The 13,624-nt window shown below is 65.0% G+C and carries 15 protein-coding genes; 5 read left to right on the top strand and 10 right to left on the bottom strand.

Going from position 1 to position 13,624, the window contains the following annotated elements:
* Positions 1 to 391: 391 nt before the first annotated feature.
* The 3 genes from AB4Y35_RS18635 (at position 392) to AB4Y35_RS18625 (ending at position 2,564) form a co-directional block, all read left to right on the top strand.
* Positions 392 to 1,615: a ribonucleotide-diphosphate reductase subunit beta gene (locus tag AB4Y35_RS18635; RefSeq protein ID WP_028207823.1), complete on the top strand. Its 1,224-nt coding sequence runs from the start codon at positions 392 to 394 to the stop codon at positions 1,613 to 1,615.
* Between the two features lie 93 nt (positions 1,616 to 1,708).
* Positions 1,709 to 2,035: a hypothetical protein gene (locus AB4Y35_RS18630; RefSeq protein WP_368705370.1), complete on the top strand. Its 327-nt coding sequence runs from the start codon at positions 1,709 to 1,711 to the stop codon at positions 2,033 to 2,035.
* 28 nt (positions 2,036 to 2,063) lie between these two features.
* The gene (locus AB4Y35_RS18625; RefSeq protein ID WP_368705369.1) at positions 2,064 to 2,564 is read left to right on the top strand and encodes a histone H1-like DNA-binding protein; all 501 of its coding nucleotides are present in this window, start codon (positions 2,064 to 2,066) and stop codon (positions 2,562 to 2,564) included.
* Positions 2,565 to 2,825: 261 nt separating this feature from the next.
* Here AB4Y35_RS18625 and AB4Y35_RS18620 read toward each other — a convergent pair whose 3' ends face one another.
* The 10 genes from AB4Y35_RS18620 to AB4Y35_RS18575 form a co-directional block, all read right to left on the bottom strand.
* Complete coding sequence (locus tag AB4Y35_RS18620; protein WP_368694013.1) at positions 2,826 to 3,302, bottom strand: glycine zipper 2TM domain-containing protein; 477 nt, start codon at positions 3,300 to 3,302, stop codon at positions 2,826 to 2,828.
* Between the two features lie 43 nt (positions 3,303 to 3,345).
* A complete protein-coding gene (locus AB4Y35_RS18615; RefSeq protein ID WP_368705368.1) occupies positions 3,346 to 4,287 on the bottom strand; it encodes a carbohydrate kinase family protein in 942 nt (313 codons plus the stop codon).
* 101 nt (positions 4,288 to 4,388) lie between these two features.
* Positions 4,389 to 4,889 carry a thiol peroxidase gene (tpx, locus tag AB4Y35_RS18610; protein ID WP_133182953.1) on the bottom strand — a complete coding sequence of 167 codons (501 nt, stop codon included), beginning with the start codon at positions 4,887 to 4,889 and terminating at the stop codon, positions 4,389 to 4,391.
* Between the two features lie 106 nt (positions 4,890 to 4,995).
* The gene (locus AB4Y35_RS18605) at positions 4,996 to 6,366 is read right to left on the bottom strand and encodes a zinc-ribbon and DUF3426 domain-containing protein (RefSeq protein WP_368705367.1); all 1,371 of its coding nucleotides are present in this window, start codon (positions 6,364 to 6,366) and stop codon (positions 4,996 to 4,998) included.
* Positions 6,367 to 6,502: 136 nt separating this feature from the next.
* A complete protein-coding gene (gene prmA, locus AB4Y35_RS18600) occupies positions 6,503 to 7,399 on the bottom strand; it encodes a 50S ribosomal protein L11 methyltransferase (protein ID WP_368705366.1) in 897 nt (298 codons plus the stop codon).
* 3 nt (positions 7,400 to 7,402) lie between these two features.
* Complete coding sequence (gene accC, locus AB4Y35_RS18595; protein ID WP_042270391.1) at positions 7,403 to 8,770, bottom strand: acetyl-CoA carboxylase biotin carboxylase subunit; 1,368 nt, start codon at positions 8,768 to 8,770, stop codon at positions 7,403 to 7,405.
* A gap of 196 nt (positions 8,771 to 8,966) precedes the next feature.
* Positions 8,967 to 9,434 (bottom strand): acetyl-CoA carboxylase biotin carboxyl carrier protein, encoded by a 468-nt coding sequence (gene accB / locus AB4Y35_RS18590; protein WP_324157120.1) that lies wholly within the window; start codon positions 9,432 to 9,434, stop codon positions 8,967 to 8,969.
* Positions 9,435 to 9,531: 97 nt separating this feature from the next.
* The gene (gene aroQ, locus AB4Y35_RS18585) at positions 9,532 to 9,984 is read right to left on the bottom strand and encodes a type II 3-dehydroquinate dehydratase (protein WP_042270394.1); all 453 of its coding nucleotides are present in this window, start codon (positions 9,982 to 9,984) and stop codon (positions 9,532 to 9,534) included.
* Positions 9,985 to 10,178: 194 nt separating this feature from the next.
* Positions 10,179 to 10,745, bottom strand: a complete 567-nt coding sequence (locus AB4Y35_RS18580) for a TlpA family protein disulfide reductase (RefSeq protein WP_368705365.1) — start codon at positions 10,743 to 10,745, stop codon at positions 10,179 to 10,181.
* Between the two features lie 11 nt (positions 10,746 to 10,756).
* Positions 10,757 to 11,401 (bottom strand): UDP-N-acetylmuramate--alanine ligase, encoded by a 645-nt coding sequence (locus AB4Y35_RS18575; protein ID WP_368687526.1) that lies wholly within the window; start codon positions 11,399 to 11,401, stop codon positions 10,757 to 10,759.
* 250 nt (positions 11,402 to 11,651) lie between these two features.
* On the opposite strand from AB4Y35_RS18575, the gene mpl reads away from it, so the two are divergent.
* Together mpl and AB4Y35_RS18565 are read left to right on the top strand one after the other, a co-directional pair.
* A complete protein-coding gene (gene mpl / locus AB4Y35_RS18570) occupies positions 11,652 to 13,043 on the top strand; it encodes a UDP-N-acetylmuramate:L-alanyl-gamma-D-glutamyl-meso-diaminopimelate ligase (protein WP_368705364.1) in 1,392 nt (463 codons plus the stop codon).
* Positions 13,040 to 13,615: a YqiA/YcfP family alpha/beta fold hydrolase gene (locus AB4Y35_RS18565; RefSeq protein ID WP_368705363.1), complete on the top strand. Its 576-nt coding sequence runs from the start codon at positions 13,040 to 13,042 to the stop codon at positions 13,613 to 13,615. Before mpl ends, AB4Y35_RS18565 begins: the two co-directional genes overlap by 4 nt.
* Positions 13,616 to 13,624: the final 9 nt, after the last annotated feature.

Genomic DNA, 13,624 nt, shown 5'->3' with positions numbered 1-13,624 from the left:
CGCTACGCGAAAGAGGCAACAGGAAGGAATCCCTGGAGTTTCTCGCAGGGACAAGACTCAAGGCCGCGCGAGCTTCCAGCGCCGCGCGCGGCAGGCAGTGAGCGGCGAGTGAAAACGCACTCGCAGCGCGAGCGAAAAGCGCGCGGCGAACCCCGTCTTTCACACACGCTCTCGATGTCGCGAAGACCTTCGAAGCACCTCGCACATGCGAAGTGAGCACGACGAATCACTGCTCTCTACACAGTGCTCACGCGATGCAATCGACACGATGCGATAACAAAGTGTTGTATCGAGGTCGCAACGCGAATCGAAAACAGGATTTTTCGTGTGCGAACCCTTTTATCGCTCACGAAAAGATGGTACAAACCGATCTAAATTGATGGTGACATTTATGCTCAACTGGGATGACGAGATCACGGCCGTAACTCCGTCGAGCGGTGCGCAGCAAAACGCAATGCGCAACCCCGCGGGTCAGGCTGTCCAGGCTGCCGAGGTGCAGTTTGGTCTGCGTTCCGCTCCACAGGCTTCCACGGCGACCAACATCTTCGCCAGCGACTTCGCCGTCGCACCGCCGCCGCAAGCGCCGGTCTCGACCGAAGCGCGCGTGAATGTCGCCGACAAGCGCATCATCAACGGCCAGACCGACGTGAATCAGCTGGTCCCGTTCAAGTACAAGTGGGCTTGGGAAAAATACCTGGCGGGCTGTGCGAACCACTGGATGCCGCAGGAAATCAACATGTCCCGCGACATCGCCCTGTGGAAGGACCCGAACGGTCTGACCGAGGACGAGCGCCGCATCGTCAAGCGCAACCTCGGCTTCTTCGTGACCGCCGACTCGCTCGCCGCGAACAACATCGTGCTCGGCACCTACCGGCACATCACGGCGCCCGAATGCCGCCAGTTCCTGCTGCGCCAGGCGTTCGAAGAGGCGATCCACACGCACGCCTACCAGTACATCGTCGAGTCGCTGGGTCTGGACGAGAGCGAGATCTTCAACGCGTACCACGAGGTCAAGTCGATCCGCGACAAGGACGAGTTCCTGATCCCGTTCATCCAGACGCTGACTGATCCGTCGTTCAAGACCGGCACGCTCGAAGCCGACCAGAATCTGCTCAAGTCGCTCATCGTGTTCGCCTGCATCATGGAAGGCCTGTTCTTCTATGTCGGCTTCACGCAAATTCTCGCGCTCGGCCGCCAGAACAAGATGACCGGCGCAGCGGAGCAATACCAGTACATCCTGCGTGACGAGTCGATGCACTGCAACTTCGGCATCGACCTCATCAACCAGATCAAGCTTGAAAACCCGCACCTGTGGACCCCGGCGTTCCGTGCGGAGATCACCGAACTGTTCAAGCATGCGGTCGACCTCGAGTACCGCTACGCCGAGGACACCATGCCTCGCGGCGTGCTCGGTCTGAACGCATCGATGTTCAAGAGCTATCTGCGCTTCATCTGCAACCGCCGTTGCCAGCAGATCGGTCTCGATCAGCTGTTCCCGAACGAAGAAAATCCGTTCCCGTGGATGAGCGAGATGATCGACTTGAAGAAGGAACGCAACTTCTTCGAGACGCGCGTGATCGAATATCAGACGGGCGGTGCGCTGTCCTGGGAATAACCCGGGCGCACTGCGGTGCAAGTCTTTTGGGGTTGCCGCGAGGCGCCGTGCAGGCGCCTTGACCGGCATGATGATTAGGAGCAGGAACGCCTGATGCAAAGCATGCCCGGAGCCAGGCTGGCTCATCGACGTGACAGGCACTTTGCGAACCCTTCAGAGGGATGGGCAAACTTCCCCCCGGAAAAGCGCGCAGGCTTCGCGTGTCGTGAGGCTGCCGCTTTCAACGAACGTTGCCCGGTGTCGGTAGCCGACGCCGGAATGACTTGGCGCGCTGTGCCTCGTGGCACGGCGCGCCTTACCGCATTCATTAGCGTAAGCGCGCAGGATCAGCGTACGCCGATGAATAGCCCGCTTCGCAGCGTGCGCCGTGAGAAGCGTTCGCGGGAAGCGGGTTTTGACGAAGGGTGTAGTTTGAACTGACTCTCATCTGAACCTGAAGGAGAAAAAAATGGCTACTGCCAAGAAGAAACCGGCGGCTAAGAAGGTCGCCGTGAAGAAGGTTGCTGCGAAGAAGGCAGCACCGGCGAAGAAGGCCGCAGCGAAGAAGGTCGCGGTCAAGAAGGTTGCAGCCAAGAAAGTCGCCGTGAAGAAGGTTGCTGCGAAGAAGGCAGCACCGGCGAAGAAGGCCGCAGCGAAGAAGGTTGCAGCCAAGAAAGTCGCCGTGAAGAAGGTTGCTGCGAAGAAGGCAGCGCCGGCGAAGAAGGCCGCAGCCAAGAAGGTTGCTGCGAAGAAGGTTGCCGCCAAGAAGGCGCCTGCGAAGAAGGCTGCTGCCAAGAAGGCTGCCCCTGCGAAGAAGGCTGCCGCCAAGAAGGCTGCCAAGAAGGCGCCTGCGAAGGCCGCTGCCGCACCTGCTGCCCCTGCTGCGCAACCGTCCGCGCCCGCAGCAACGGTCAAGACTGCCCTGAACCCGGCCGCAGCATGGCCGTTCCCGACCGGCAGCCGTCCGTAAGCAGTCCGAGACGAAGCGCGCAAGGTACGTCGTACGCGCGCTTCGTTGGCCGGGCCGGGCGGCTTGATGCGCAAGGCTCGATCCCGATCCCGTCGCTGGGTTGTCCGCGGCGGGATTTTTTTCGTCTGGAGTTCGTAATAGTTGGGGTGAGGTCACCCGCATGCCGCGCGCGGGCATGAAAAAAGGCGCATGCACAGGGGAGCACATGCGCCTGAGGTTCCGCATCCGGCGCGAGGCGCCGCTGCGGTACAGGGGAAAGCTTTAGTGCGTGACGCGCGTCACGCCGCCGCTCGAGAGCAGCCGCACGCGGTCGCCCGCGTTGAAGACTTCGCCGGTCGCGGATTGCGTGATGGCGCGGTAGTCGCCGTTGTCGAGGCGCACCGTGATCTCGAGGCCGTCGCGCATGGCGACGCCGTTCTCGACCGCGTTGCCGGCCACGGCGCCCGCAATGCCGCCGATGATGCCGGTGACGATCGAGCCCGTGCCGCCGCCGATCTGGCTGCCGGCCACCGCGCCGAGCGCGCCGCCACCGATCGCGCCAAGGCCGCTAGGCTGGCCGTTGTTCGAGCTGATCTTTACCGCGCGTACGCTTTCGACCGTGGCCATGCGCACCGATTGCTCGCGCTGCGCCTGCGAGGCCGTGTACACATCGGCGGAACTGCTGTTGTAGGCGCAGCCCGACATCGCGAGCGACCCCGCGAGCATGGCTGCAACAATCAGACGACTTGTTATTTTCATTCCCGTAGCTCCAATGGGCGCCGTTCGTGTGCGGCACCCGCGTTCAGTTCGGCAGTTCGTAGCCGAATGCCTCCTTGAACCGTTCGTTGATCTGCGCTCGCGTGGGCGCATAGTTTTGCGGCCCGAGATGCTCGATCTTGAGCGCGCCCATCAGGCTCGCGAGACGCCCCGTGGTTGCCCAGTCGAGGCCGTTCTCGATGCCGTAGAGCAGGCCGCCGCGGAAAGCGTCGCCGCAGCCGGTCGGGTCGAGCACCTGAGCGGCCTTGACCGGAGGAATCTCCTCGATCTTGCCGCTGTGGTAGATCTGCGAGCCGTGCTCGCCGCGCGTGATGATCAGCGCGTCGACATGGCTGGCGATTTCGTCGAACGACCAGCCGGTGCGATGGCTGACAAGATTGGCTTCGTAGTCGTTGACCGCTACGTAGGTCGCAAGTTCAATCGCGCGGCGCAAAGAGGCGCCGTCGAAGAGCGGCAGGCCCTGGCCCGGATCGAAGATGAACGGCACGCCGGCCTTCGCGAACTGCTCGACGTGCTGGACCATGCCGTCGAAGCCGTCCGGCGCGACGATGCCGAGCTTGATGCCGGGTGCTTCGTCGGCGCGGTTCAAATGCGATTGCATCATCGCGCCCGGGTGGAACGCGGTGATCTGGTTGTTCTCGAGGTCGGTCGTGATCATCGCCTGCGCGGACCACGTATCTTCCAGCACGCGCACGTGCGCCTTCGAGAGGCCGAGCGTGTCGAGGCGTTCGAGGTACGGGCGTGCGTCGGCGGCGCCGAGCGTCGCCATGATGCGGGCGTCGCCGCCGAGCAGATGCAGCGCGTACGCGATGTTGCCGGCACAGCCGCCGAACTCGCGGCGCATCGTCGGCACCAGAAAGCTCACGTTCAGGATGTGCACCTGCTCGGGCAGGATGTGCTCCCGAAAGCGACCCTCGAAGGTCATGATGTTGTCGTAGGCGAGCGAGCCGCAGATCAGCGTAGCCAAGGCGGAAATTCCTGTAGGGCGTGGTAGGGGAAGGGGCGGCGCACCGGCCTGCGCATTGGCATCAGCAAGCAGGCTCTGAGTGAGTGTGCGCCGCCGCCGGATTACTTCAGCGCGGCGAGTGCGGCGTCGTAGTTCGGTTCGTTCTTGATTTCGCCAACGCGCTCGGCGTGCAGGACGTTGTCGTTTTCGTCGAGCACGACGACGGCGCGCGCGGTCAGGCCGGTGAGCGGGCCGCTCGTCACGTCCACGCCATAGGCTTGCGCGAATTCATGGCCGCGGAAGGTCGAGGCCGTGACGACGTTGGCGATGCCTTCGGTCGTGCAGAAGCGCGCGGCGGCGAACGGCAGGTCGCCCGAGATCACGACGACAGCCGTGTTGTTCAGGCCGGCGGCGGCTTCGTTGAACTTGCGCGTGGAGGTGGCGCAGGTCGGCGTGTCGAGGCTCGGCACGATGTTCAGCACCTTGCGCTTGCCGGCGAAATCGGCGAGCGAGACAGGCTTCAGATCCTTGCCGACGAGCGAGAACGCCGGGGCCTTCTGGCCGACGCTCGGGAAGGTGCCGGCGACGTCGATCGGGTTACCGCCTAGCGTGACTTGACTCATGATGTGCTCTCCGGGAATGCATGGTGTGGTGAATGGCGCACCCGCGCGATGCGGGACGCCGGGAAATGCGCGGGGCACGCCAGTGCACCCGCGTACAGACGGAAAATCAGGGGTAGAAAATCTCGATGCGGAAGTTCGACGCCACCACGTCGCCCGTGTCGAGCCGCACGATCATGGTCTGCGTGGTGCGTGCGGGCAGACCGGCTTCGATCGACGTGCCGGGCGTGACGTAGTCCTGCGGCCATAGCACGCGCCGCACGACGATGTTGTTCTGCCGGTCGAGCAGCGACAGCTCGATCGCGGGGTACGCGAGCGCCACGTTGAAGCGGTTGCGCAGCGGCACTTTCAGTTCGAGGTGATGCGGCTCGTTGTCGACCTGGCGCAGATCGGACGGCTCGACCAGCAGGCCGTCGATGTCGCGCGGCGGCAGCACGCGGCAGCCGAGCTGCTCGCACGCCTGCTGATAGAGCGACTGCGAGTCGGGCCAGTAGACCATGACCGTTTCGCGCTGCCACCACGCGATCTGCACGACGAGCAGCGCGAGCAGCAGGATGGCGATGAGCGTGCCGAGAATGCGCCAGACGAGGCCGCGCGAGCCGCGCGGGCGGGCGGGCGCTTCGCGGGTGACGGCGAACGGTGAGGCGCCGTCGTTGGGCGAGAGCGCGCTGAACGCGGGCTCCGGTGCGGCTTCGCGGGTGCGCGGGCCGAGTGCGGGCTCCGGGTCGTTCATGCGAGCCGCAGCCGATGCTTCGTTGGCCGAAAAGGTCGGCTCGGTCGGGCCGCCCGTGCCCAGGTTCGGCTCGCTGCGCGTCCAGCGCGCGGCGGGCGGGAAGGGTTCGGCGGCTGCGGGCTGCCGGGGCGGCGGTACCGGTGCTGCTGCGGGTGCCGCCGGCGCGTGCGGCGCAGCTTGTTGTGGTGCGCGCCCGAGCGTCGGTTCGTCGTCGAAGGCGACCCGCGACTCGGCTCCGGGCGCAACCCCTGGCGAGGCGCCACGGGCAACGCTTGCCCCTGGCAGTTTGTCGGCGTCGTATTTCAGGCGCGGATCGCGCTGGGTGTCCTGCGGCGGTGCCCACGGGTCCCACGTGCGATTCGTGAAATTGGGGGTGGCGCCCAGCGTGGGGGGCGGCTCTTGCGATGGCGCGGCTGCGGGCTGATCCGCCTGATCAGGCTGAACATCGGGCTGCTGCGAAGTGGACTGTGACTGCGATGCGAACTGTGAAGCGAGTCCCGAAGCGGGCTGCGCAGCAAAGCGTGAAGCGGGCTCCGATGGCGGCGAGGTCAGGCTGGCTGCGATTTCGGCAGCAACGGGCACCGCGCGCGTAAAGTCGCCACCTTCGGGCATCTCGTACAAACTGCCCGACGCGTCGAACGCTTCCTGGCAATGTCCGCAACGCACGAGGCCTCGCCGCACGGCAAGCTGCGTGGGCTGGATGCGGAATACGGTTTCACAGAAGGGGCAGCGCGTTGCCAGAAGCATGTGGGCCGAGGATCTGGGTAGACCGGAGGATTGGTGATACCCGCATTCTACTGGCAATCCACCGCAGGCTACGACTTCGGTCTTGCCGCTTGGGGCGCGATCAGGCGCGTGCGAGCCCGATCGGAGCGCACAGGGATTACGCGCGCCGCGTGCCCGCGAGGCAGACCCAGCCTTCGTGTTCGCGCCAGACCGAGATGTCGATCCACTGCGCGTACACCTGCGCGACTTCCTCGGCCTGGCGCGCGAGGATGCCCGAAAGTGCGATGCGTCCGCCCGGCTTTACGCGCGAGGAGAGCATCGAGGCCATCAGCTTGAGCGGATTCGACAGAATGTTGGCGACGACGATGTCGAACTCGCCGGCGGGGCAATCGTCGGGCAGGCCGTAGGTGACCTCCGTGCGATTGCGCTCGCTGTTGTGGCGCGCCGAGTCGACCGCCTGCGGGTCGATGTCGATGCCGATCACCGGATTCGCTCCGCACTTCTTCGCGAGGATCGCGAGGATGCCCGAGCCGCAGCCGTAGTCGAGCAGCGAATTGCCGGGCTGCACGTGCTGTTCGAGCCATTCCATGCACAAACGCGTGGTGGGATGGCTGCCCGTGCCGAACGCGAGGCCCGGGTCCAGTTCGAGCACGAGCGCGTTCGGGTCCGGGGCATCGTGCCACGACGGCACGACCCAGATGCGCTCACCGATCTGGATCGGGTCGAACTGCGATTGCGTCAGACGAACCCAGTCCTGCTCCTCGACTTCGCGCAGCGAGAACTTCGGCGTTTGCGTGAGACCCAGCTCGTTCGAAGCGGCCATGAGCAGCACGGCGGGATCCTGATCGGCGCCGATCAGCGCAATCACGCGCGAATGCTGCCATGCGGTGCGCTCGGGTGTGAGGCCCGGCTCGCCGAAGAGCGGCTGCTCGTCGGGCGTGTCGGCGTCGGCGTCTTCCACCGACACCGAGAGGGCGCCAAGCTCGATCAGCGCGTCGGAAAGTTCTTCCGCGCGGTCACGTTCGAGCTCGACGATCAGTTCCCGGTAGCTCATGAATTACGCTTCGTCCTTCTTCACTGCCTGACGTTCGGCCAGACGGCTTTCGAGGTAGTGAATGCTCGTGCCGCCCTCGACGAACTTCGCGTCGAGCATCAGTTCGCGGTGCAGCGGGATGTTGGTCTGGATGCCTTCGACCACCATTTCCGAGAGCGCGATGCGCATGCGCTGAATGGCCTGCTCGCGCGTCGCGCCGTAGGTGATCAGCTTGCCGATCATCGAATCATAGTTCGGCGGCACGAAATAGCCATTGTAGGCATGCGAGTCGACGCGCACGCCAGGGCCACCCGGCATGTGCCACGACGTGAGACGGCCCGGCGACGGCGTGAACTTGAAGGGATCTTCCGCGTTGATACGGCACTCGATCGCGTGGCCCTTCAGCTGGATGTCGCGCTGGCGGAACGAGAGCTTCTCGCCCGCGGCGATGCGGATCTGCTCCTGCACGATGTCGATGCCCGTGATCAGCTCGGTGACCGGGTGCTCGACCTGCACGCGCGTGTTCATTTCGATGAAGTAGAACTCGCCGTTTTCATACAGGAACTCGAACGTGCCCGCGCCGAGGTAGCCCATCTTCTTGCAGGCGTCGGCGCAACGATCGCCGATGCGATCGAGCAGGCGGCGCGCGATGCCCGGCGCCGGCGCTTCCTCGATCACCTTCTGGTGGCGGCGCTGCATGGAGCAGTCGCGCTCGCCGAGCCACACGGCGTTCTTGAACGAGTCCGAGAGAATCTGGATCTCGATGTGACGCGGGTTCTCGAGATACTTCTCCATGTAGACCTGCGGGTTGCCGAACGCACGGCCGGCTTCCTCGCGGGTCATGTTGACCGCGTTCACGAGCGCCGCTTCCGTGTGCACGACGCGCATGCCGCGCCCGCCGCCGCCGCCCGCCGCCTTGATGATGACGGGGTAGCCGATCGCGCGCGCGATCTTCACGATTTCCTTCGGATCGTCGGGCAGTGCGCCTTCCGAGCCCGGCACGCAGGGCACGCCGGTTTTGATCATGGTCTGCTTCGCCGTGACCTTGTCGCCCATCATGCGGATCGTTTCCGGGCGCGGGCCGATGAACGTGAAGCCCGACTGCTCCACACGCTCGGCGAAATCGGCGTTCTCGGAGAGGAAGCCGTAACCGGGGTGGATCGCTTCTGCGTCGGTGACTTCGGCCGCGCTGATGAGCGCCGGCATGTTCAGGTAGGAGAGGTTCGAAGGCGCCGGGCCGATACAGACCGCCTCGTCCGCGAGCTTCACGTACTTGGCTTCCTTGTCGGCTTCCGAATAGACGACGACCGTCTTGACGCCGAGTTCGCGGCACGCGCGCTGGATGCGGAGCGCGATTTCGCCACGATTGGCAATGAGGATTTTTTCAAACATGGTGGGTATTCGACTCATCAATGGGCGTCGCAAGTCGTATCTGCGCACGCCTGTCGATCGGAGTTAGCGCTTTAGCGGTTACTGCGATCCCATGTAAAACGCAGAGGATCTGTCACGTGCGTCGCCGTCATGGGGCGCCAAACGCGACAAACGCGGCGCGGCCAAAAAAGAAGGCCGCCGCCGCGCGCAGAAAAACTTAGGCGATCACGTAGAGCGGCTGGCCGTATTCGACTGCCTGACCGTTCTCGACGAGGATTTCCTTGACCACGCCGGCCGTATCCGACTCGATCTCGTTGAGCAGCTTCATCGCTTCGATGATGCAAAGCGTCTGGCCTTCCTTGACCGTGTCGCCGACCTGGACGAACGGGTCGGCGCCCGGCGACGGCGCGCGGTAGAACGTGCCCACCATCGGCGAGGTCACGACGTGGCCTTGCGGCACGGCGGGCGCGGCGGGAGCCGCAGCGGCGGCGTCGCCGACGTGGGCGGGCGCGGCGAGCGGAGCGCCCATGACCGGCGCCGCGTATTGCGCGGGGCCCGGCTGCACGTAAACGGGCGGCGCGTTCTTGACGATGCGCACCTTGCCTTCACCCTCGGTCACTTCGAGCTCCGAGATGCCCGATTCGGAGACGAGGTCGATCAGAGTCTTCAGCTTACGTAGATCCATGGTGCAGCCCCTTTTACTTTGAATACGTGAAGTGCCGGGGCGCGCGCGTCCCGGCACGGGTTGTTGTTCAGGTATTGACGGTCATCCGGCGCGGGAATCAGGCCGCCGACCGGGCAGCGAGCCGGTCGAGCGCGTATTCGAGCGCGTAGAGATAACCCTTCCAGCCGAGGCCGCAAATCACGCCTTCGGCCTGGTCGGAAAAATACGAATGGTGCCGGAAGGACTCGCGGCGATGCACGTTCGACAGGTGAATCTCGACGAACGGGATGCCGACGCCTGCCAGCGCATCCCGGATCGCCACGCTCGTATGCGTGTACGCGGCCGGGTTGATCAGGATGAAGTCGGTCTGCTCGGTGCGGGCCGACTGGATGCGGTCGACCAGCGCGCCTTCGTGGTTGCTCTGGAAGGTCGCGAGCTCGACGCCGGCGTCCGCGGCACGGTCCGAGAGCGCCTGATCGATCTGCGGCAGCGTCACGCGCCCATACACCTCCGGTTCCCGGGTGCCGAGAAGATTGAGGTTGGGGCCGTGCAGAACCAGCAGTCGCGTCATGGTCGCTTCTTTTTCCGTGGAATTGCGCGAACTTTAGCGCCGATTAGAGAAATTTGTCTAGTTTTCCGATAAGGGGATATGGCCCTGACTACGCCTTGCGGCGAGGGTCTAGGCCGATCTTCAGTCAAATGACAGGATTCTCACGGCAAAAGCTACGTTATGGCGCTTAAGATTGTGTCAAACATTCCGCTGCGTCAAAGCGCGTCGAGCGTGCGCCGAAGCTCGTCCGGCTTGATTTGCCCTAATTTTGTCGCACGAACGGCGCCGTTCGCGTCGATTACCACCGTGTAAGGTAAGCCGCCTGCGTTGTTGCCGAATGCGCGCGCGACGTCCGCGCCGCCGAAGCCGGCGATGTAGATCGGGTAATCGACGGGCACCTTCTTGAGGAACGTCCTGATGTTCGCGGCCGAATCCACGCCGACGCCGACGAACTGAATCCCCTTCTTCGCGTACTCGCGCTGGAGCGCGGAAAGCTCCGGCATTTCCTCGACGCACGGGCCGCACCAGGAGGCCCAGAAGTTGACCACGATCGGCCGGCCCTTGTAGATGGCAAGCGATTGCGCCTTGCCGTCAGGGTTCGTGACCGCCGCCGACCAGAGCTGGCCGACCGCATTCTGCTTGCCGCTCGCCGGCGCCGCGCTTACCGAGGCCGCGTCGGCCACGCCGGCACTGCCGCTCGTTGCCCAGTGCCCAGCCAGTATGCCGCCGCCTGCGGCGATTGCCGCCACTGCCACGCCGGCCAGAATCCGCTTCGTGTTCATCGCTGCCGTTATCAGGTTGTGGAAGAAGTGGCGCCGCTCTCGTCGATCAGCGCCTGGAGGGCCTGCGCATTGGCGCGCGGCAGCCTGCCACGCGCGTCGGCGCGCACGGCGCCGCGCAAGTCGTCCGTATTGTAGAGCGCAACGTGTATGCCCACCGGCTCCTCGGCGCGTGACGGACGCCACATGAAGCTCAGTGTCTCCACGAAGCCGCGCGCCGCGAAATGGCGCGTTTCCGACACGTCGTACTGCACGTTCGCGTTCAGGAGCCAGATCGCGACATCCTTCGCGTTGTCACAAAAAATCTGCAGATGGATGTCGGAGTGCTCGCCCGCCGTGCCGTTGAGCACCGCGCCGGTCAGGAACGGATTGAACGCCTCGAGCCGCTGCATCCATTCGAGCGCGATCTCGCGCAGGCGGCGCAGCACCACCGGCTGGCTGTCGCTCTGAAAGAGGGCCTGATATTCGCGGATCTCTTCCTCGATCTGGTCGTTGTCGGGCAGCCAGGTGCCTTCGATACGCGTTTCCCCGACCACCTGCCGGGCTGCCTTGCGTTTGGCGGTGGCGTAGTCGAGGCCGTCCTCGGCGATCATCCTTGCTGCCGCGATGGCGATTTCCTCGCGCACGCGCTGGGGATCGAAATGTGATCTGCGAACCATCCTTCAATCATACTAGAGATCGCCCTGGGCTCCTGCAGGCGGCCACTGCGCCACACCCGCTGCCGGGGTGCCCAGGGATTTTCCGTCGCTGCGGGGGCCGAGGTCGAGCCAATAGGGCTCAGGGCCTCGGGTACAATACCGGTTCTTTGCTGCGGCGGCGCAGGGCTGCCGTCGTTCCAGCTTCCCCGTCCTTTTCAACCCGATCAAACCGATCAACGCGTTCACGACGCCCGCGCGGCGCGACAGGCTTATGCACATCCATATCCTCGGCATCTGCGGCACGTTCATGGGCGGACTCGCGGTGCTCGCGCGCAGCGCGGGCCACACGGTGACCGGCTGCGACGCCGGCGTGTACCCGCCGATGAGCACCCAGCTCGAAGCGCAGGGCATCCGCCTCATCGAGGGTTACGACGCGAGCCAGACCGAACTCAAGCCCGATCTCTACGTGATCGGCAACGTGGTCACGCGCGGCAACCCGCTGATGGAGGAGATCCTCAATCGCGGCTTGCCGTACACGTCGGGTCCGCAGTGGCTCGGCGACCACGTGCTGCGCGACAAGTGGGTGCTCGCGGTGGCGGGCACGCACGGCAAGACCACCACGAGCTCGATGCTCACGTGGCTGCTCGAAGACGCGGGCCTGAATCCCGGCTTTCTGATCGGCGGCGTGCCGCTGAATTTCGGCGTGTCGGCGCGTCTGACCGATTCGAGCTTCTTCGTGATCGAAGCCGACGAATACGACACGGCGTTCTTCGACAAGCGCTCGAAGTTCGTTCACTACCGTCCGCGCACGGCGCTGCTCAACAACCTCGAATTCGATCACGCCGACATCTTCCCCGATCTCGCGGCGATCGAAACGCAGTTCCATCATCTCGTGCGCACGATTCCGGGCGTGGGCCGCATCGTCACGAACGGCCGCTCGGACGCGCTCGAACGCGTGCTCACGCGCGGCGTATGGAGCGACGTGGAGCGCTTCGGCGTGGATGGCGGCTGGCAGGCGCTGCCGGCGGAAGACGGCGTGGCCGTGGACGAGCGCTTCGCCGTCTATCACAACAGCGAACGTGCAGGCGTGGTGGACTGGCAGATCCAGGGTGAACACAACCGCCTGAACGCGCTCGCGGCGATTGCCGCCGCGCGCAGCGTGGGCGTGCCGCCCGCTCAGGCCGCGGCCTCGCTCGCCACGTTCCGCAACGTGAAGCGCCGCATGGAAGTGCGCGGCAGCGTCGACGGCGTGACCGTCTACGACGACTTCGCCCACCATCCCACGGCCATCGAAACGACGATCGCCGGCCTGCGCACGCGCGTCGGCCACGAAAACACGCGCATCCTCGCCGTGCTCGAGCCGCGCTCGAATACGATGAAGCTGGGCGTGATGAAGGCGCAGCTGCCCGCCAGTCTCGCCGACGCCGACCTCGTGTTCGGCTACGGCGCAGCGAGCGGCAAGGATGCGCTCGGCTGGGACCTCGCCGGTGCCCTCGCGCCGCTCGGTGAGAAGGCCCGCGCCTTCCACGATCTCGACGCGCTCGTGAAGGCGGTCGTCGCAGCCGCACGCCCCGGCGACCAGGTGCTCGTGATGAGCAACGGCGGCTTCGGCGGCGTGCATCAAAAGCTGCTCGATGCGCTCTCGGCACGGAGCGCGGCGTGATCGTCTATCTGCACGGCTTTCGCTCGTCGCCCCAGTCGTTCAAGGCGCGCCTGCTGGCGGCGCGCATGGCCGAGCTGGGACGCAGCGGCGAATGGCTGTGCCCGACGCTGCCGGTTTCGCCACGCGACGCCATTGCGCTCGCCGAGCGGGAGATCGGCGCGCAATGGAAGCCGGGCGAGCGCGTCACGCTCATCGGCAGTTCGCTCGGCGGCTACTTCGCCACGCATCTCGCGGAAAAGCACGGCTGGCACGCCGCGCTGCTGAACCCCGCCGTGGTGCCTGACCGCGATCTGTCGAAGTATCTCGGCGAGCAGCCGCTCTGGCACGGCGGCGGCAGCATCGTCGTCGAACCGCGTCATCTGGAAGAATTGCGCGCGCTGGCCGTGACGAAGGTGACGCAACCCGCGCGCTACTATCTGGTCGCCGCGACCGGTGACGAAGTGCTCGATTACCGCGAGATGCTCGCGCACTATCCGGGTGTGCCCACACACCTGATCGAAGGCAGCGATCATGGCATCAGCGAGTTCGCAGATTACGTCGACGAAGTGATCCGTTTCTGCGACGCCGCCTGATGCGTGCGA

Origin of the sequence: Paraburkholderia sp. EG286A (assembly GCF_040965375.1) — a bacterium.
Taxonomy (GTDB): Bacteria; Pseudomonadota; Gammaproteobacteria; order Burkholderiales; family Burkholderiaceae; genus Paraburkholderia.
Note: the sequence above shows the minus strand (reverse complement) of the source record. Positions and strands in the feature narration are given on the sequence as shown.